We start from the raw sequence: 16191 nt of genomic DNA, 5'->3' as shown, positions 1-16191 counted from the left end.
GGGAGTCTTGTAAGAAGGCCTGGTGATGGAACAGCCCGCCAGGGCCGCCCCACCGGCCCCGCGAAGGGGCCAAAACGAAAAAACGCCGCCACCGGGTTCGCGAGGGCAAACCGGGTGTGCGACGTCTTTGTCGTGGAGGGGCAACCGCCGTTGGCTACCTGTGATGATTCTTTAGCAAGAGCTGAGCCAAATCAGCCAAGCAACTCATTCATGGCGATAATCTGCTCCGCCACCTGGATCAGCTTCTGCTGCCGGCTCATGGCCTGGCGGCGCATCAGGGTGTAGGCCTCTTCCTCATTGCAGTCCTTCATTTTCATCAGCATGCCCTTGGCCAGCTCGATGCGCTTGCGCTCGGCCAACTGCTGGTCGCGGGCGTGGAGCTGCGCGCGCAAGGCCTGGTCGCTCTCGAATCGAGCCATGGCCACATCGAGAATGGGCTGCAGGCGCTGGGCCTGGATGCCTTCGACGATGTAGGCACTGACGCCGGACTTGATCGCCTGTCGCATCACATTGGGGTCGTGTTCGTCGGTAAACATCACAATTGGGCGGGGCTGGTCGCGGCTGACCAGCACCACTTGTTCCATCACATCGCGGCCCGGTGACTCGGTATCGATCAGGATCACATCCGGGCGCACCGTTTCGACGCGCGCGGGCAGGTCGATGGTCAGGCCCGACTCATCGATCACCTCAAAACCGGCCTCGATCAGCGCCGCCCTGAGGCGACCGACCTTGCGCGGGGTATCGTTGATCAACAGGATTCGCAGCATAAGGGGGCTCCTGTCAGCGCAAGGCTTGGCGATGGGTAGGGTCGGCCATGGCATGCAGGCGGAAGCTGCGCGCATAAGCGGCAGGGTCCGAGCCGTCCCAGATCTTGCCGTCGATCAGCTGGCTGCTACGCATGTCCCGGCCATTGTCGGTGATCCCCAGGGCGTCGGCGGCCTGGCGATAGAGCCGCAACTGTTGAACCTGGCGCGCAACGCCCAGGTAGTCGGGATCTTCGCGCAGCAAGCCCCAGCGCCGGAACTGGGTCATGAACCACATGCCATCGCAGAGGTAGGGCAGGTTCACTTCGCCATCCGCAAAGAACCGCAGCGCGTGGGGGTCTTGCCACTGGTTGCCGAGGCCATCCTCGTAGCTGCCCAGCAAGCGCGGTTCGATGCAGTCGAGCGGCGCGTCGAGGTAGTCGCGACCGCTGAGCAGTTGCGCGGTAGAGCGGCGGTTTTCGAGGTTCTGCTCGATAAAACGACTGGCCTCCAGCACCGCCATCACCAATACGCGAGCGGTGTTGGGGTACTGATCGACGAAGGCCTGGGTGCAGCCGAGCACTTTTTCCGGGTGGTTCGGCCAGATTGTCTGGGTGGTTGCCAGGGTAAACCCCTGGTTTTGCTTTACCGCGCTGGCACACCAGGGTTCGCCGACGCAAAAACCGTCGATCCGCCCGGCTTGCAGGTGCGCAACCATTTGCGGCGGGGGCACCACTACGCTGTCCACATCCTGCAAGGGATGGATGCCTTGGCTCGCCAGCCAATAATACAGCCACATGGCGTGGGTGCCGGTGGGAAAGGTCTGCGCAAAAGTCAGTTTTGTTCGGCTTTGGTGCACGTGGCGGTCCAGTGCTTCAGGAGTGATCACACCTTGCTCCTGCAAACCCCGGGACAGGTTGATGCTCTGGCCGTTCTGGTTCAGCCCCATCAGCACGGCCATGTCGGTGGCTGCCACGCCACCGATGCCCAGGTGCACGGCGTAGATCAGCCCGTACAGGCTATGGGCGGCATCCAGTTCGCCGCTGACCAGTTTGTCCCGCAGGTTGGCCCATGAGGGTTGGCGCTTGAGGTTCAGGGTCAGCCCATAGGGTTGCGCGAAGCCTTGGGTGGCGGCCACCACCAGTGAAGCGCAATCGCTCAGGGCCATGAAGCCCAGGTCGAGGCTGCTTTTTTCCGGGGCATCACTGCCGTTTACCCAGGCCAACGGGTCGTTCATCGGGCTGTTGCCTACCGAATCGTTCATCAAGACCTACCTTTTCTTTCAAAAAAAAGCGTCGTTCCCTCAGATGGCGATGTAAGCCATTGCAGGTAACGACGCCTTTGTCCGTAAGCTCGCTCCGCCGTTGGTGCGCGCTGTGATACAGAGTCCATAGCAAGGCACATGCCACGGGGCGACAGGCGCAGCCGGCCGTCAGCTTTCCATCAAGATTGAAAGCAGACGGCCTTTCAGTATGGCCACCTCTTTAACGCCAGGCTGCCCAGGAAACCCACGGTGTACGCTGAATTCCCCGCAACCATGCCCCGCCTCCGGCTTTGTCGCTGGCTGCTGTTTGCCGTGCTGATACTGAGCAATGCGATGGCCTGGGGCGAAAGCTACCTGGCGCAGGACGAAAGCCTGCATACCGTGTTGACTGCGTTGTCGGTGCCTTTGGGCGTGCCCATCGTGGTGAGCAGCGCAGTGGCGCGCAAACGCTTCAGCGGGATGCTGAATCTCGACGTTCCGCAGCAGACCCTGGAGGCGCTTGCGCTGCAACAGGCGCTGATCTGGTATAGCGACGGGCAAGTGCTCTACGTCTACGACGCCAGTGAAGCAAAAAGCTCGGCGGTTGCGTTGCGGCATATTTCCATCGACAGGCTGCGTGCCCTCATGCGCCGCTCGGGCCTCGATGAGTCACGCTACCCGTTGCGCGAAAGCGCCGGGAGCACGTTCTATGTGTCCGGCCCGCCTAACTATGTAGACCAGGTGCTTCGCCTGGCCCAATTGATGGACCGGCAACGCGCGGATCTACGCGTGGGCGCGCAGGCCTTTGCGGTGGTCCAGGTGCTCAACTCCGACGTTGCGGACCAGCAGTACGGCAGCAGTGACAGCCCGGTCAACGTGCCGGGCATGGCGTCGATGATCGAAACCCTGCTGGCCAGCGAGCGCAATGGCCCGCTGGCCGACAAAGACCTAGGCGTGATCGCCTACCCGGACACCAACAGCCTGTTGATCAAGGGCAAACCGGCGCAGGTACGTTTTATCCAGGCGCTGGTGGCGGAATTGGATGTGCCCAAGCGATCCATCGAGGTCTCCCTGTGGCTGGTGGACATGTACCGTGACGACCTGAAGAAACTCGGCCTGGACGGCGGCAGCGATGCCGAGGCGGCGACCACGCGAATCATGGAGCCTCTGGACGACAATCGTTTGATCACGCAAATCGAAGTGCTGGAACGCCGGCGGCGCGCGCGAGTGGTGACGTTGCCGGTGATTCTCACCCAAGAGAATGTGCCAGCGGTATTTCAGGATAACCACTCGTTCTATCTACCGGCGCCCGGAAGCGACGAGGCTGACTGGAAACCCGTGCGTTATCGCACTCAGGTCAGCGTAGTGCCGCGTTTTGCCGAGGCCAACCAGATCGAAATGCGCCTTGATGTCGAGGATGGCCGCCAGATCGTTGAGGTGGGGCGTCGCGGAGTGCCTGGCGCAGTTGGACGCATCAGCGTTGATAGCGTGGTCCGCGTGCCGCAGGGCAAGCGTTTATGGCTGGGAGCGTTTCGACGAGAAACCGCGGAGCAGGGGCGTGGCACGCTGCCAGGTCGTTCGGCCCCCGTGCGCCTGTTCGTCATTCAGGCGCGGGCCGTGGGCAATGAGCTGGGGGGTGTCGGGCCTCCGCCGTTGACTGCGAGCCAATACGAGCGTGTGCAACGGGCGTTCGTACGGCCGGATCGCGATATCTCTCCGTGAAAAAGGCGATACCCCATGCATCTGGAAATTTTGCTACAGGAACAATTGGTCAGCACCAGGCGCCTCGCAGCATTCGCGCCGGGAAAGGTACTGCCCTTGGCGCCCGAGGCTATTCATTGCGTGGAGGTACGGGTTGACGGCCGGTTGCTTGCCTTGGGTGAACTGGTGCAACTGGAAGATCGTTTGGGGGTTGAGTTGCTTGAGGTTTATCAGGTTCCAGTGTCTGGCGGGGCTGGATGAAGAAAAATCCTACGAGGTGGTTCTTAAAGTCGCCGGGTGTATGGGCTTTTTCCTAGCGTGAGACGTAAGGCAGGTTTTTATAGTTGTGACATGGGCACATACGCCGTAACTGGAAATAGGGGCTTCAATGTCAGTCGTCGGATACCGAGGCAGGTATGGTCGTCGTGGATAGTGAATTGACGACGCATTCTCTGATCTTTGCGCGTTGGACCCTGTACGGCGATGGCCGCCTGACCGGCGAGGGTTCGGATGTTCAACTGCCACCCAAGGAGTGGCGCGTACTGCGGCTTCTGCTGGCTTCGGGCGGTGAGTTGATGACCAAGGATCGCTTGCTGGAGCTGGTGTGGCCCCAAGGGGAGGTCGCCGAAGAATCGCTGACGCGCTGCATTTACTCGCTGCGCAAATACCTTGGCGCGGACAAGGGGTTTATCAAGACGATCTATGGCCGAGGCTATCGGTTTACCTGTTCGGTGAGGGCCGACGGGCAGGCATCGCGGGGGAGCGGGCAATTGGCGCATGTGTGTTCGGTGTGCGGCCAGGTCAGCCATGCGCCGGTAACGTATGAGCAGGTAAAACATGGCTAGGTTCTGGAGCAAGGGCGTGTTGTTTAGCTTATGGATAAGCGCTGATCAGGCGCTGGCCTATTGCTGGGTTGAGACCGCCAGCCGTTACAACATCGAGCCGGAATTATTGCAGGCTATCGCTGCTGTGGAGTCGGGTTATCGTATGGATGCTATCAATGCGGCCAATCGCAATGGCACCCGCGACATCGGTTTGATGCAGATCAACAGCATCCATCTACCGCGCCTGCTCAAGCAGGGGATTACCGAAGAGCGCTTGTTGAGCGAGCCTTGCCTGTCAGTGGAGGTAGGGGCGTCGATTCTCGCGGAGTTCATCCGGCGCTTTGGCTATAACTGGACAGCGGTGGGGTCATACAACGTGGGGATGGGGTCCGGGCCGCAGCTCGAGACATTGCGTATGCGCTACGCCGAAAAAATCTGGTCGCATTATGAGGCCCTGGTCATGCAGCGCGATTGACGTTTACACCGCACGCCTCGCGCGCGCGGCGTCACCCCGGCTATAATCGGCGCCACCTTTCGCCGCCATCCGAGTCTAGCCCGCCCATGTATACCCTGGCCCGCCAGCTGTTGTTCAAACTTTCCCCGGAAACCTCCCACGATCTGTCCCTGGACCTGATCGGTGCCGGTGGCCGCCTGGGGCTCAATGGCCTGGTATGCAAGGCACCGGCGAAAATGCCGGTGTCGGTGATGGGGCTGGATTTCCCCAACCCGGTTGGGCTGGCGGCTGGCCTGGACAAGAATGGCGGGGCCATCGATGGCTTTGCGCAGCTGGGTTTCGGGTTTGTCGAAATCGGCACCGTGACGCCTCGGCCGCAGCCGGGCAACCCCAAGCCGCGTATCTTCCGCCTGCCCGAAGCCGAGGCGATCATCAATCGCATGGGCTTCAACAACCTGGGCGTTGATCATCTGCTGTCGCGGGTCCAGGCGGCGAAGTACAAGGGCGTCCTGGGGATCAATATCGGCAAGAACTTCGATACCCCGGTAGAACGCGCGGTCGACGACTACCTGATCTGCCTGGACAAGGTCTACGCCCACGCCAGCTACGTCACCGTCAACGTCAGCTCGCCGAACACGCCGGGCCTGCGCAGCCTGCAGTTCGGCGACTCCCTCAAGCAATTGCTCGAAGCCTTGCGCCAGCGCCAGGAAGACCTGGCCGTACGCCATGGCAAGCGCGTGCCGTTGGCGATCAAAATCGCCCCGGACATGAGCGACGAAGAAACCGTGCTGGTGGCTCAGGCCCTGGTGGATTCGGGTATGGATGCGGTCATCGCCACCAACACCACGCTCAGCCGCGTCGGCGTTGAAGGCCTGGCCCATGGTGATGAAGCCGGTGGCCTGTCGGGGGCCCCGGTGCGTGACCAGAGCACGCATATCGTCAAGGTGCTGGCTGCTGAACTGGCCGGGCGTTTGCCGATCATTGCGGTGGGCGGTATCACCGAAGGCAAGCATGCCGCGGAGAAGATCGCTGCGGGCGCCAGCCTGGTGCAGTTGTATTCAGGCTTTATCTACAAGGGCCCTGAATTGATTCGCCAGTCGGTGGATGCCATTGCAGCACTGCCAAAGAAGGCTTGAACCACAGGCAATAAAAAGGGCTCCTTGAAGGAGCCCCTGGGCCGAAGCCCGCCGCCTGGATAGGGCGTGCGTGGTTAAGTCGTTACATATTCGTGGTGGTGTCGGAATTAAATGCCCTTGATTAGCCGACGGCGTGAAGTTCGTTGAGTCTGTGGATGCCCGCAGTGCCAGTCATACCGTCCCAGTTGTCGCCGCGTCCTTCTCGCCAGCCGTTGATCCAGGCTTGGCGTACCGACGGTAGAGTAAATGGGCAAAGCTCACGGGATTTGCCATGAACGCCATATTGATATCCGCGTAAAAATGCTCTTTCCAACGGATCACGCTTAAGTCTTCTCATAGGGTGTTTCCCTCACTTGTTGACTGTCTTGATATCCTTCGGCCTCGTCTGGGGCCGGGCAGAGTTTTTCTGCCGTTGGTGGGCTCGCTGCCGGCGTGGCGAGCCTATGTGTCGGCGTCGTTACGGCGCCAACCTGTGTTGAGTTCTAACCAATAGGTCACATGGATTCAATGATCGTTTTGTCATAAGCACGTAACGATAACGATGCTATAGCCATAAGCTGGGATGGCTTTTCGCCCCATTTATTAGGCAAAGCCAGCTATGATGCACCCTGCAAAGAGGATGGGTTTAATCCTTTAGTGAGAATGCCCGCTCGTTGCAGTCGGTTATTATTCGACGAAGGGTCGGAATATTTCTTTTTGTTGCTTCAAAAATTCACTCTGCCCCGTCAATAAAGGCTCAAGGGCCCGGTAGACGGGGTGGGACGGCACATTCGTGCCACGCGAGCACTCTTCAAGAAAAGTGCTTGATTGAAAACCGAGCCGGCGATGCGTCGCCCGTTCATTTATTGCTGAAAAGCCTGGAATGCCCCATGTCGGACCGTTTTGAACTCTTCCTCACCTGCCCCAAGGGCCTCGAAGGCCTGCTGATCGAGGAAGCCATCGGGCTTGGCCTTGAGGAAGCCCGCGAGCACACCTCGGCCGTGCGCGGCATGGCCGACATGGAAACCGCCTACCGCCTGTGCCTCTGGTCGCGCCTGGCCAACCGTGTGTTGCTGGTGCTCAAGCGCTTCCCGATGAAGGACGCCGAAGACCTCTACCACGGCGTCCTGGACATCGAGTGGGCTGACCACATGGTCCCGGATGGCACGCTGGCCGTGGAATTCAGCGGCCACGGTTCGGGCATCGACAACACCCACTTCGGCGCGCTGAAGGTCAAGGATGCGATTGTCGACAAGCTGCGCACCCCGACTGGCGAACGCCCGTCCATCGACAAGATCAACCCGGACCTGCGCATCCACCTGCGCCTGGACCGTGGCGAAGCGATCCTCTCCCTCGACCTGTCCGGCCACAGCCTGCACCAGCGCGGTTACCGCCTGCAGCAGGGCGCTGCGCCGTTGAAGGAAAACCTGGCGGCGGCGATCCTGATTCGCGCTGGCTGGCCGCGCATTGCGGCCGAAGGCGGCGCGCTGACTGACCCGATGTGCGGCGTGGGCACCTTCCTGGTCGAAGGCGCGATGATCGCCGCCGACATGGCGCCTAACCTCAATCGCGAACTCTGGGGTTTCACCACCTGGCTCGGTCACGTCCCGGCACTGTGGAAGAAACTGCACACCGAGGCCAGCGAACGCGCGGCCATCGGCATGAACAAGCCGCCGTTGTGGGTGCGTGGCTACGAAGCCGACCCGCGCCTGATCCAGCCGGCGCGCAACAACATTGAACGGGCGGGCCTCAGCCACTGGATCAAGGTGTACCAGGGCGAAGTCGGCACCTTCGAGCCGCGTCCGGACCAGAACCAGAAAGGCCTGGTGATCTGCAACCCACCCTACGGCGAGCGCCTGGGTGACGAAGCCAGCCTGTTGTACCTCTACCAGAACCTCGGCGAGCGCCTGCGCCAGGCGTGCATGGGTTGGGAAGCCGCGGTGTTCACCGGCGCGCCGGACCTGGGCAAGCGCATGGGCATCCGCAGCCACAAGCAGTACTCGTTCTGGAACGGCGCGTTGCCGTGCAAATTGCTGCTGATCAAGGTCAACCCGGATCAGTTCGTCACCGGTGAGCGCCGCACCCCGGAGCAGCGCCAGGCTGAGCGTGAGCAAGCCGCCTACGATCAGGCCCCGGTCGAGCCGCAAGAGCGCCAGTACAACAAGAACGGTAACCCGATCAAGCCGGCCCCGGCCCCTGTGGTCGAACAGGCACGCCTGAGCGAAGGCGGGCAGATGTTCGCCAACCGCCTGCAAAAGAACCTCAAGTTGCTGGGTAAGTGGGCCAAGCGCGAAGGTGTGGATTGCTACCGCGTGTACGACGCCGACATGCCGGAATACTCCATGGCCATCGACCTGTACCACGATTGGGTCCATGTACAGGAATACGCCGCGCCTAAGTCCATCGACCCGGAGAAGGCCTCGGCGCGCATGTTCGACGCCCTGGCCGCGATTCCCCAGGCGCTGAACATCGACAAGAGCCGCGTGGTGGTCAAGCGTCGCGAGCGTCAGAGCGGCACCAAGCAGTACGAGCGCCAGAGCGCCCAGGGCAAGTTCACCGAGGTCAGCGAAGGCGGCGTGAAGCTGCTGGTCAACCTCACCGACTACCTGGACACCGGCCTGTTCCTCGATCACCGCCCAATGCGCCTGCGCATCCAGAAAGAAGCCGCCGGCAAGCGCTTCCTCAACCTGTATTGCTACACCGCCACGGCCAGTGTGCACGCTGCCAAGGGCGGTGCGCGCAGCACCACCAGCGTCGACCTGTCCAAGACCTACCTGGACTGGGCGCGTCGCAACTTCTCCCTCAACGGTTTCTCCGACAAGAACCGCCTGGAGCAGGGTGATGTGATGGCGTGGCTGGAGGCTAGCCGCGATGAGTTCGACATGATCTTCATCGACCCGCCGACCTTCTCCAACTCCAAGCGCATGGAAGGCATTTTCGACGTACAGCGTGACCACGTGCAGTTGCTCGACTTGGCCATGGCCCGCCTGGCACCGGGCGGCGTACTGTATTTCTCGAACAACTTCCGCAAGTTCGCGCTGGAGGACAACCTCAGCGAACGCTACGCGGTCGAGGAAATCAGCGACAAGACCATCGACCCGGATTTTGCGCGCAACGCGAAGATCCACCGGGCGTGGAAAATCACCGCGCGCTGATCGCGGTAAACAAAAGCCGCAAGCCTGGATTTTTCCGGGCTTGCGGCTTTTTTACGCTGGTCAAATAGTGGGACGCTAGCTATAACTATGGCCTAGCCAAAGTGACACCCCCCGCACGCTGGCGTTGTGAGTGTTGCCTATGCCGTTGCAAGCCGTTCGCCCGAAAATCCTAGGCTTTATCAGTGAGCAGGCGTCGGCTTGGCTGGTGGCATTGGTGGTGTTTTTGGCAGGCGGCGCCCTGACGATCATCGTCGCCTGGGCGGCGTCCGACCTCTATCAACAACAGGTGCGCCAGCGCTTTCAGTTGCTGGTCAACGAGCGTTACACCCGCTTGCAGGAACGCTTCGAAGACCAGGAACAACGTCTTAACAGCCTACGGCGTTTCTTCGCCAATTCCGATGACGTGTCCCGCGAAGAATTTGACGGCTTTGCCCGGCCCTTGTTGCTGCGTGCCCGTGCCTATTCGTGGGCCCCGCGGGTGTTTCGCGAGCAGCGCAGTCAATTCGAACAGGACGTGTCGCGCCAGCGCGGCACGCCGTTTGTCATTCGAGAATTGAATTCAGCCGGTGAGTTGGCCCCTGCGCCCGAGCGCGAGGAGTACGTACCGGTGCTCTACAGCCAGACCCAAAGCCTGCTGGGCGCGCCGCTGGGTTTTGACCTGTTGGCCCAGCCGCTGCGGCGTTCAGCCCTTGAGCGTGCGCAAAAGAGCGGCAAGCTGGCGGTGTCGCAGCCAATGCAACTGGTGGGGGTGGAGCCGGCGTATGCCACTGGCGTATTGCTGGTGGCGCCGGTGAGCAGCCTGCCTACGTCAACGCAGTCGCAGAATGAGCCCTACGGCTATGTAATGGCGGTGATCAGCATGCGCCAGCTGGTGGCTGACGGTTTGCCAAAGCCGGACCGGGACAACCTGGTAATGCAGATTGTCGACACCTCCGACCTGCAAAAGCGCGTGCTGTTTGAATCCAGCAATGCCGTGGGCGACAGCGACCTCACCGGCGCGCGTCGCCTGACCCTGGGGGACCACGTGTACGCGCTGAGCCTACGCCCGAGCCAGGTATTCGACCAGGCCAACCACTCTTCGCTGGCCACGATCCTGACTATGGGCGGCTTGCTCAGCCTGTTGCTCGGTGCCTTGCTCTATGTGTTGGTGAGCCAGCGCCAGCGGGCGTTGAAACTGGTGGAACAGCGTACCCTGCAGTTGCGCCAGCGCGAACTGGAGCTGCGCGGCGCCCATGGCCAATTGCGCAGCGTGTTGAACGCCGCCACCCAAGTCGCGATCATTGCCACTGACTTGCGTGGGGTCATCAACACCTTCAACGCCGGTGCCGAGCAGATGCTCGGGTTCAACGCCGAGCAGGTGGTAAGCAAGTTGACCCTGGAAAGCCTGCACCTGCCGTCGGAGCTCGAGGCGCGCTCCGCCAGCCTGAGTGTGGCCTTGGGCAAGCGCATCCCGCCGAGCCAGGCGATGCTGGTGGAAAGCCCCGATAACCTGCACAAAGCCCGTGAGTGGAGCCTGATCCGCCAGGACCGCAGCCAGTTGACCGTGAATATGCTGGCCACCGTGTTGCTCGACGACCATGGTTTGTGGATCGGCCACCTCGCCATTTACCTCGACATTACCGAGCAGAAACGCGCCTACGAGGCCCTGGCGGCCCGCGACCGTCTGCTCAAGAAACTCAGCGCCCATGTGCCTGGCGGGATTTTCCAGTTCACCCTGGAACCCCATGACAACTGGCGCTTTATCTACGCCAGCGACGGGATGCGCGACATCTATGAAATCGAAACCAGCGTGTTGCAGCAGGATGCGGCGAAGGTTTTCGAGCGTATCCACCCGCTGGACGTGGAGCGGGTACGTGCGTCGATTCGCTTGTCGGCCTTGCAGTTGAGCCATTGGCGCGAAGAGTATCGGGTGCTGTTGCCGCAACGGGGCCTGCGCTGGATTCGCGGCGAGGCCACCCCGGAAGAGTTACCGGGCGGCGGTACGCTGTGGCATGGCTATGTGTCGGATATTTCCGACCTTAAGCGGGTTGAAGAGGAATTGCGCGCGCTCTCCATTACCGACTCCCTGACCGGGATTCACAACCGTCGCTATTTCCAGGATCGCCTCAAGGCCGAGATGGTGCGACTCAACCGCACCTCGGGGGCGCTGTCGGTGATCATGCTCGATGTCGACCACTTCAAGCGTATCAATGACCAGCACGGGCATGCGGTCGGCGATGGCGTGCTGCAGGAGTTGTGCAAGCGCATCAGCCAGCGCCTGCGGCGCAGCGATGTGTTCTGCCGCCTGGGCGGTGAGGAGTTCATGGTTTTGTGCCCCAACACCGATGGCGAGCAGGCCTACCGCGTGGCGATGGAGTTATGGCAGTCGCTGCGCGATACGCCGATGGAGCCGGTGGGCATCGTCACCGCCAGCTTTGGCGTGGCCAGTTGGCGGGTCGATGAAGGTATTGATGGGCTGCTGCTGCGCGCCGACTCGGCGGTGTATGTGGCCAAGCAGGCGGGCAGGGATCGGGTGGAGGCCGAGCGGATACGGGCTTGATGACAGACACAGGGCAAATGTGGGAGGGGCGGTGCGACGATTCGACTTGCCCCCGAATGCGGAGTCTCAGTCACCCAATCTAGTGACTGGTCTACCGCATTCGCGAGCAAGCCCGCTCCCACAGGGGGGCTGCATTCCCTCTTAAAGGACGGGCGCCGCAGCCACTGCCTTCGGCTGGCGATACAGGTCCAGCAGCACCTGGTCGAGCACCGACGAAGCGCCCCATGGCTTCGGATCGTTGAGGATCGCCACCACCGCCCAGGTATTGCCATTGTTGTCACGGCTGAAGCCGGCGATAGCCCGCACGGTGTTCAAGGTACCGGTCTTGACGTGGGCCTCGCCGCGCATGGCGGTGGTTTTCAGGCGTTTGCGCATGGTGCCGTCGGTACCGGCAATCGGCATCGAGCTGATGTATTCCGCAGCGTAGGGGCTTTTCCACGCGGCTTGCAGCATGGCCGCCATTTCGCGGGCGCTGACCCGTTCGGCGCGGGACAGCCCGGAACCGTTTTCCATCACCAGGTGCGGCGCGGTAATGCCTTTTTTCGCCAGCCACTGGCGCACCACGCGCTGTGCGGCCTTGGCGTCGTCGCCGTCGGCATCGTTACGGAATTGCGCGCCCAGGCTCAGGAACAACTGCTGGGCCATGGTGTTGTTACTGTATTTGTTGATGTCGCGGATGATTTCCGCCAGGTCCGGCGAAAATGCGCGGGCCAGTACCTTGGCATCCTTGGGCACCGGCGCCTGGATATCCCGACCCTGGATGCTGCCGCCCAATTCCTGCCAGATCGCCCGGACGGCGCCGGCGGTGTAGGTGGCGTGATCCAGCAGCGACAGATAGGTCTGCGAGCTGCAGCCCTCGGCCAACTGGCCGCTGACCGTCACCGTCACACTGCCATCGGCGGCGGTGACCGGGTTGTAGCGGACGTCGCCGGTGCATTGCTTGGCAGCGGAAACCTTGACCTGGTTGTCGATGCGGATACTGGCAATGGGCGGCTCGACCGACACGATCACCCGGCCTGAGTCATTGCGGGTGACGAAACGCAGGGCCTTGAGGTTAACCAGCAGGGCGTCGGGTTTGACCAGGAACGGCTTGTTCTCGTCATTGCCGTCGTCATTGAACTCGGGCAACTGCGGCTGGTTGAAGAAACTGCGGTCCAGCACCAGGTCGCCGGTCACTTGCTGTACGCCGTTGGCGCGCAGGTCGCGCATCAGCAGCCAGAGTTTTTCCATGTTCAGCTTGGGGTCGCCGCCGCCCTTGAGGTACAGGTTGCCGTGCAACACGCCACCGCTGAGGGTGCCGTCGGTGTAGAACTCGGTTTTCCACTGGTGGTTGGGGCCGAGCATTTCCAGGGCCGCATAGGTGGTGACCAGCTTCATGGTAGAGGCCGGGTTCACCGAGACATCAGCGTTGAACACGGTAGGGGTGCCGGGGCCGTTCAGGGGAATCATCACCAGGGACAGCGCAGTGTTTTGCAGCTTGGCTTTCTCGAGGGCCTGCGCCACGTTGGGCGGCAAGGTGTTATTGATCGGGGCAGCGGTGGCGGAGAGGGCCAGTGGCAGGACAACACTGGCAAGTAGCACGGAACGCAAAGATTTGATCATAAAGAGTAAAACCCTACTGCTGAGAAGGGTGAAAAAGGCGAGGGGTATGTAAGAAAATCCCTCATTGGTCATGAAAGTGTCGGCATTATGCCCCAAGGTGGTTCCACTTGTAGCTGAACGATAGCTGCTAATCGGGGTTTTTTTGCAGGCATTATGCCGCCCGTCCCAGAGAGTCGGGCAATTGCCGCCTTAAACTGCTAAAGTGCCGCCCGTTATTACTTATGAGGATTGTTCCAATGGCGACTAACCGTTCCCAGCGTCTGCGCAAAAAACTGTGCGTTGATGAATTTCAAGAGCTGGGTTTCGAACTGAACCTGGACTTCAACGAAGGCCTGAGTGAAGAAGCTATCGACGCTTTCCTCGAAGCATTCATCAAAGAAGCCATGGAAGCCAACGGTCTGGGCTATGTTGGCGGCGATGACTACGGTCTGGTTTGCCTGCAGAAGCGTGGCTCGGTCTCCGAAGAGCAGCGCGCTGCCGTTGAAGCCTGGCTGAAAACCCGTTCCGAGCTGACCAAGGCTGAAGTCAGCCCGTTGCTGGACGTGTGGTATCCGGAAAAGCCGATCAACGCGGCTAAGTGATACTAAAAAAAACGGCGACCCTCGGGTCGCCGTTTTTTTATGCCCTGCGCCAGTTCAGAATCAGCAGCGTCAACACCCCCGCCACAATCCCCCAGAACGCCGACCCGATGGAAAACAGCGTCAAGCCAGACGCGGTGACCATAAAGGTGATCAGCGCCGCTTCGCGCTCCTTCGGCTCATTCATCGCGATGGTCAAGCCATTGATGATCGAGCCAAACAACGCCAATGCCGCAATCGACAGCACCAGTTCCTTGGGCAGGGCTGCGAACAACGCCGCCAAGGTGGCGCCGAACACCCCGGCAATCCCGTAGAACACCCCACACCACACAGCTGCGGTATAGCGCTTGTTACGGTCTTCGTGGGCATGGGGCCCGGTGCAGATCGCGGCGCTGATCGCCGCCAGGTTGATGCCGTGGGAGCCGAATGGCGCCAGCACCAGCGAGGCCAGGCCGGTGGTGGTGATCAGCGGCGAGGCCGGCACGGTGTAACCGTCGGCGCGTAATACGGCGACGCCGGGCATGTTCTGCGAGGTCATCGCCACCACGAACAATGGGATGCCGATACTGATGGTCGCCGCCAAGGAGAAGTGCGGTGTGGTCCATACCGGCGTGGCCACTTCCAGGTGAAAGCCGCTGAAATCCAGCAACCCCATGAGCCCCGACAGCGCAGTGCCGATCAGCAGCGCAGCCAACACCGCATAGCGTGGCGACAGGCGCTTGATGATCAGGTAGGTGAAGAACATCCCCAGCACCAGGCCGGTACGATGCTGCGCAGCGACGAAGATTTCGCTGCCGATCTTGAACAGAATCCCTGCCAGCAAAGCCGCCGCCAGCGATGCCGGGATGCGCTTGACCAGTTTTTCAAAGCTGCCGGTCAACCCGCAAAGCGTGACCAGCACGGCGCAGGTGATATAGGCGCCGATCGCTTCACCATAGCTGACGCCGCCCAGGCTGGTAATCAGCAGCGCCGCGCCGGGTGTGGACCAGGCAATGGTGATCGGCGTGCGATAACGCAGCGACAGGCCGATGCTGCACACCGCCATGCCGATGGAGATCGCCCAGATCCACGAAGAAATCTGCGCCGTGGTCAAACCGGCGGCTTGCCCGGCCTGAAACATCAGCACCAGGGAGCTGGTATAGCCGGTCATCATGGCGATGAAGCCGGCGACCACGGCCGACGCAGAGGTGTCGGCCAGCGGGCGCAAAGGCGCTTGGGTGGCGTCGTGCATGGAAAGGTGTTCCTTTTACCTGGGAGTTTGCCGTTTTCGGCACGGATTCAAGCCTAAACTCAAACGTAACGACTCATTGCAATACAGCCGCAGGCGCAAACAGCCGTACAGTGTGTTGGCGCACTCGGTTGTGTACAATGTGCCCTGTTTTTAGGTGATACTTGCCAGCGACACGCGCTTGCCGTATTACCGTTAATTCGCCGCCGTTCTCCAAACCCGAGTGCCCATGAACGAACAGTTGCAACCTCTCAAGAAACAACCGCGTGCCGGCAAGGCCGGTCGCAGCGGAACCCAGGACGATATCGTCTACGCGCATATCTTCGAGGCCATCCTTGAGCAACGCCTGGCGCCCGGAACCAAGTTGAGTGAAGAGGCACTGGGCGAAATCTTCGGCGTGAGCCGCACCATCATTCGCCGCGCGCTGTCGCGCCTGGCCCATGAAGGCGTGGTGCTGCTGCGGCCCAATCGCGGAGCAGTGGTTGCCAGCCCGAGTGTCGAGGAGGCCCGTCAGGTGTTTATGGCGCGGCGCCTGGTAGAGCGAGCAATCACCGAGTTGGCCGTGCAGCATGCCACGGCCGACCAGTTGGCTGAGCTGCGCCAGATGGTCAACGACGAGCGTGACAGCTTCTCCCGTGGCGATCGCGGTGCGGGCATCCGCCTCTCCGGCGAATTCCACCTCAAGCTGGCCGAAGCGGCGAAGAACGCGCCGCTGATCAGCTTCCAGCGCAGCCTGGTGTCCCAGACCTCGTTGATCATCGCCCAGTACGAAAGCGGCAACCGCTCGCACTGTTCCTACGATGAGCACACCCAGCTGATCGACGCGATCGAAGCGCGGGACGCGGTGTTGGCGGTGGATTTGATGATGCATCACATGGATCACATTGACAGCAAGCTCAACCTCGATGAGGAAGGCGCGTCGGATGATCTGCATGCGGTGTTTTCGCATTTGTTGCAGACGAAGAAGCCTGGGCGTTCCTCAGTAAAGTTGTAATTTCCCAGGTTCACA

At 61.2% G+C, this 16191-nt stretch carries 14 protein-coding genes; 9 read left to right on the top strand and 5 right to left on the bottom strand.

The window, feature by feature from the left end:
- Positions 1–191 precede the first annotated feature (191 nt).
- A complete protein-coding gene (locus tag CXQ82_RS23245) occupies positions 192–767 on the bottom strand; it encodes an ANTAR domain-containing response regulator (RefSeq protein ID WP_101272480.1) in 576 nt (191 codons plus the stop codon).
- A 13-nt stretch (positions 768–780) separates the two neighbouring features.
- Positions 781–2007 carry a CmpA/NrtA family ABC transporter substrate-binding protein gene (locus CXQ82_RS23240; protein WP_101272479.1) on the bottom strand — a complete coding sequence of 409 codons (1227 nt, stop codon included), beginning with the start codon at positions 2005–2007 and terminating at the stop codon, positions 781–783.
- 273 nt (positions 2008–2280) lie between these two features.
- On the opposite strand from CXQ82_RS23240, the gene sctC reads away from it, so the two are divergent.
- The 5 genes from sctC (at position 2281) to CXQ82_RS23215 (ending at position 6101) form a co-directional block, all read left to right on the top strand.
- Positions 2281–3708: a type III secretion system outer membrane ring subunit SctC gene (gene sctC / locus CXQ82_RS23235; protein WP_101272478.1), complete on the top strand. Its 1428-nt coding sequence runs from the start codon at positions 2281–2283 to the stop codon at positions 3706–3708.
- A gap of 15 nt (positions 3709–3723) precedes the next feature.
- Complete coding sequence (locus CXQ82_RS23230) at positions 3724–3948, top strand: FliM/FliN family flagellar motor switch protein (RefSeq protein ID WP_101272477.1); 225 nt, start codon at positions 3724–3726, stop codon at positions 3946–3948.
- Positions 3949–4103: 155 nt separating this feature from the next.
- Positions 4104–4532: a winged helix-turn-helix domain-containing protein gene (locus CXQ82_RS23225; protein ID WP_101272476.1), complete on the top strand. Its 429-nt coding sequence runs from the start codon at positions 4104–4106 to the stop codon at positions 4530–4532.
- The gene (locus CXQ82_RS23220; protein WP_101272475.1) at positions 4525–4986 is read left to right on the top strand and encodes a transglycosylase SLT domain-containing protein; all 462 of its coding nucleotides are present in this window, start codon (positions 4525–4527) and stop codon (positions 4984–4986) included. The genes CXQ82_RS23225 and CXQ82_RS23220 overlap by 8 nt, the downstream gene beginning before the upstream one ends.
- 86 nt (positions 4987–5072) lie before the next feature.
- Positions 5073–6101 carry a quinone-dependent dihydroorotate dehydrogenase gene (locus tag CXQ82_RS23215; RefSeq protein ID WP_101272474.1) on the top strand — a complete coding sequence of 343 codons (1029 nt, stop codon included), beginning with the start codon at positions 5073–5075 and terminating at the stop codon, positions 6099–6101.
- A gap of 121 nt (positions 6102–6222) precedes the next feature.
- Here the strand turns inward: CXQ82_RS23215 and rmf are convergent, their stop codons facing one another.
- Positions 6223–6438, bottom strand: coding sequence for a ribosome modulation factor (rmf, locus tag CXQ82_RS23210; RefSeq protein ID WP_002553055.1), 216 nt, complete (start codon positions 6436–6438; stop codon positions 6223–6225).
- A gap of 532 nt (positions 6439–6970) precedes the next feature.
- Between rmf and rlmKL the strand changes: the two genes are divergently transcribed.
- Both rlmKL and CXQ82_RS23200 read left to right on the top strand, forming a co-directional pair.
- A complete protein-coding gene (gene rlmKL, locus CXQ82_RS23205) occupies positions 6971–9235 on the top strand; it encodes a bifunctional 23S rRNA (guanine(2069)-N(7))-methyltransferase RlmK/23S rRNA (guanine(2445)-N(2))-methyltransferase RlmL (RefSeq protein ID WP_101272473.1) in 2265 nt (754 codons plus the stop codon).
- Between the two features lie 139 nt (positions 9236–9374).
- On the top strand, positions 9375–11774 hold the full coding sequence (locus CXQ82_RS23200; protein WP_101272472.1) for a diguanylate cyclase: 2400 nt from the start codon (positions 9375–9377) through the stop codon (positions 11772–11774).
- A gap of 141 nt (positions 11775–11915) precedes the next feature.
- Here the strand turns inward: CXQ82_RS23200 and dacB are convergent, their stop codons facing one another.
- Positions 11916–13376 (bottom strand): D-alanyl-D-alanine carboxypeptidase/D-alanyl-D-alanine-endopeptidase, encoded by a 1461-nt coding sequence (gene dacB, locus CXQ82_RS23195; protein ID WP_101272471.1) that lies wholly within the window; start codon positions 13374–13376, stop codon positions 11916–11918.
- A gap of 236 nt (positions 13377–13612) precedes the next feature.
- Here dacB and CXQ82_RS23190 point away from each other — a divergent pair, with 236 nt between their 5' ends.
- Positions 13613–13957 (top strand): YggL family protein, encoded by a 345-nt coding sequence (locus CXQ82_RS23190; RefSeq protein ID WP_003193255.1) that lies wholly within the window; start codon positions 13613–13615, stop codon positions 13955–13957.
- 37 nt (positions 13958–13994) lie between these two features.
- Here the strand turns inward: CXQ82_RS23190 and CXQ82_RS23185 are convergent, their stop codons facing one another.
- Positions 13995–15185 (bottom strand): benzoate/H(+) symporter BenE family transporter, encoded by a 1191-nt coding sequence (locus tag CXQ82_RS23185; protein WP_101272470.1) that lies wholly within the window; start codon positions 15183–15185, stop codon positions 13995–13997.
- A gap of 226 nt (positions 15186–15411) precedes the next feature.
- Here CXQ82_RS23185 and CXQ82_RS23180 point away from each other — a divergent pair, with 226 nt between their 5' ends.
- Entirely contained in the window at positions 15412–16176 is a 765-nt protein-coding gene (locus CXQ82_RS23180; RefSeq protein WP_101272469.1) for a GntR family transcriptional regulator, read from the top strand.
- The last annotated feature ends 15 nt before the right edge of the window (positions 16177–16191 follow it).

Origin of the sequence: Pseudomonas sp. S09G 359 (assembly GCF_002843605.1) — a bacterium.
Taxonomy (GTDB): Bacteria; Pseudomonadota; Gammaproteobacteria; order Pseudomonadales; family Pseudomonadaceae; genus Aquipseudomonas.
This window is presented reverse-complemented; position numbering and strand designations above follow the sequence as displayed.

What these genes read in the sequence shown, in the direction of transcription:
- CXQ82_RS23245 (WP_101272480.1), bottom strand. Translation starts at nt 767, where the DNA reads ATGCTGCGAATCCTGTTGATCAACGATACCCCGCGCAAGGTCGGTCGC.
- CXQ82_RS23240 (WP_101272479.1), bottom strand. Translation starts at nt 2,007, where the DNA reads ATGAACGATTCGGTAGGCAACAGCCCGATGAACGACCCGTTGGCCTGG.
- sctC (WP_101272478.1), top strand. Translation starts at nt 2,281, where the DNA reads ATGCCCCGCCTCCGGCTTTGTCGCTGGCTGCTGTTTGCCGTGCTGATA.
- CXQ82_RS23230 (WP_101272477.1), top strand. Translation starts at nt 3,724, where the DNA reads ATGCATCTGGAAATTTTGCTACAGGAACAATTGGTCAGCACCAGGCGC.
- CXQ82_RS23225 (WP_101272476.1), top strand. Translation starts at nt 4,104, where the DNA reads ATGGTCGTCGTGGATAGTGAATTGACGACGCATTCTCTGATCTTTGCG.
- CXQ82_RS23220 (WP_101272475.1), top strand. Translation starts at nt 4,525, where the DNA reads ATGGCTAGGTTCTGGAGCAAGGGCGTGTTGTTTAGCTTATGGATAAGC.
- CXQ82_RS23215 (WP_101272474.1), top strand. Translation starts at nt 5,073, where the DNA reads ATGTATACCCTGGCCCGCCAGCTGTTGTTCAAACTTTCCCCGGAAACC.
- rmf (WP_002553055.1), bottom strand. Translation starts at nt 6,438, where the DNA reads ATGAGAAGACTTAAGCGTGATCCGTTGGAAAGAGCATTTTTACGCGGA.
- rlmKL (WP_101272473.1), top strand. Translation starts at nt 6,971, where the DNA reads ATGTCGGACCGTTTTGAACTCTTCCTCACCTGCCCCAAGGGCCTCGAA.
- CXQ82_RS23200 (WP_101272472.1), top strand. Translation starts at nt 9,375, where the DNA reads ATGCCGTTGCAAGCCGTTCGCCCGAAAATCCTAGGCTTTATCAGTGAG.
- dacB (WP_101272471.1), bottom strand. Translation starts at nt 13,376, where the DNA reads ATGATCAAATCTTTGCGTTCCGTGCTACTTGCCAGTGTTGTCCTGCCA.
- CXQ82_RS23190 (WP_003193255.1), top strand. Translation starts at nt 13,613, where the DNA reads ATGGCGACTAACCGTTCCCAGCGTCTGCGCAAAAAACTGTGCGTTGAT.
- CXQ82_RS23185 (WP_101272470.1), bottom strand. Translation starts at nt 15,185, where the DNA reads ATGCACGACGCCACCCAAGCGCCTTTGCGCCCGCTGGCCGACACCTCT.
- CXQ82_RS23180 (WP_101272469.1), top strand. Translation starts at nt 15,412, where the DNA reads ATGAACGAACAGTTGCAACCTCTCAAGAAACAACCGCGTGCCGGCAAG.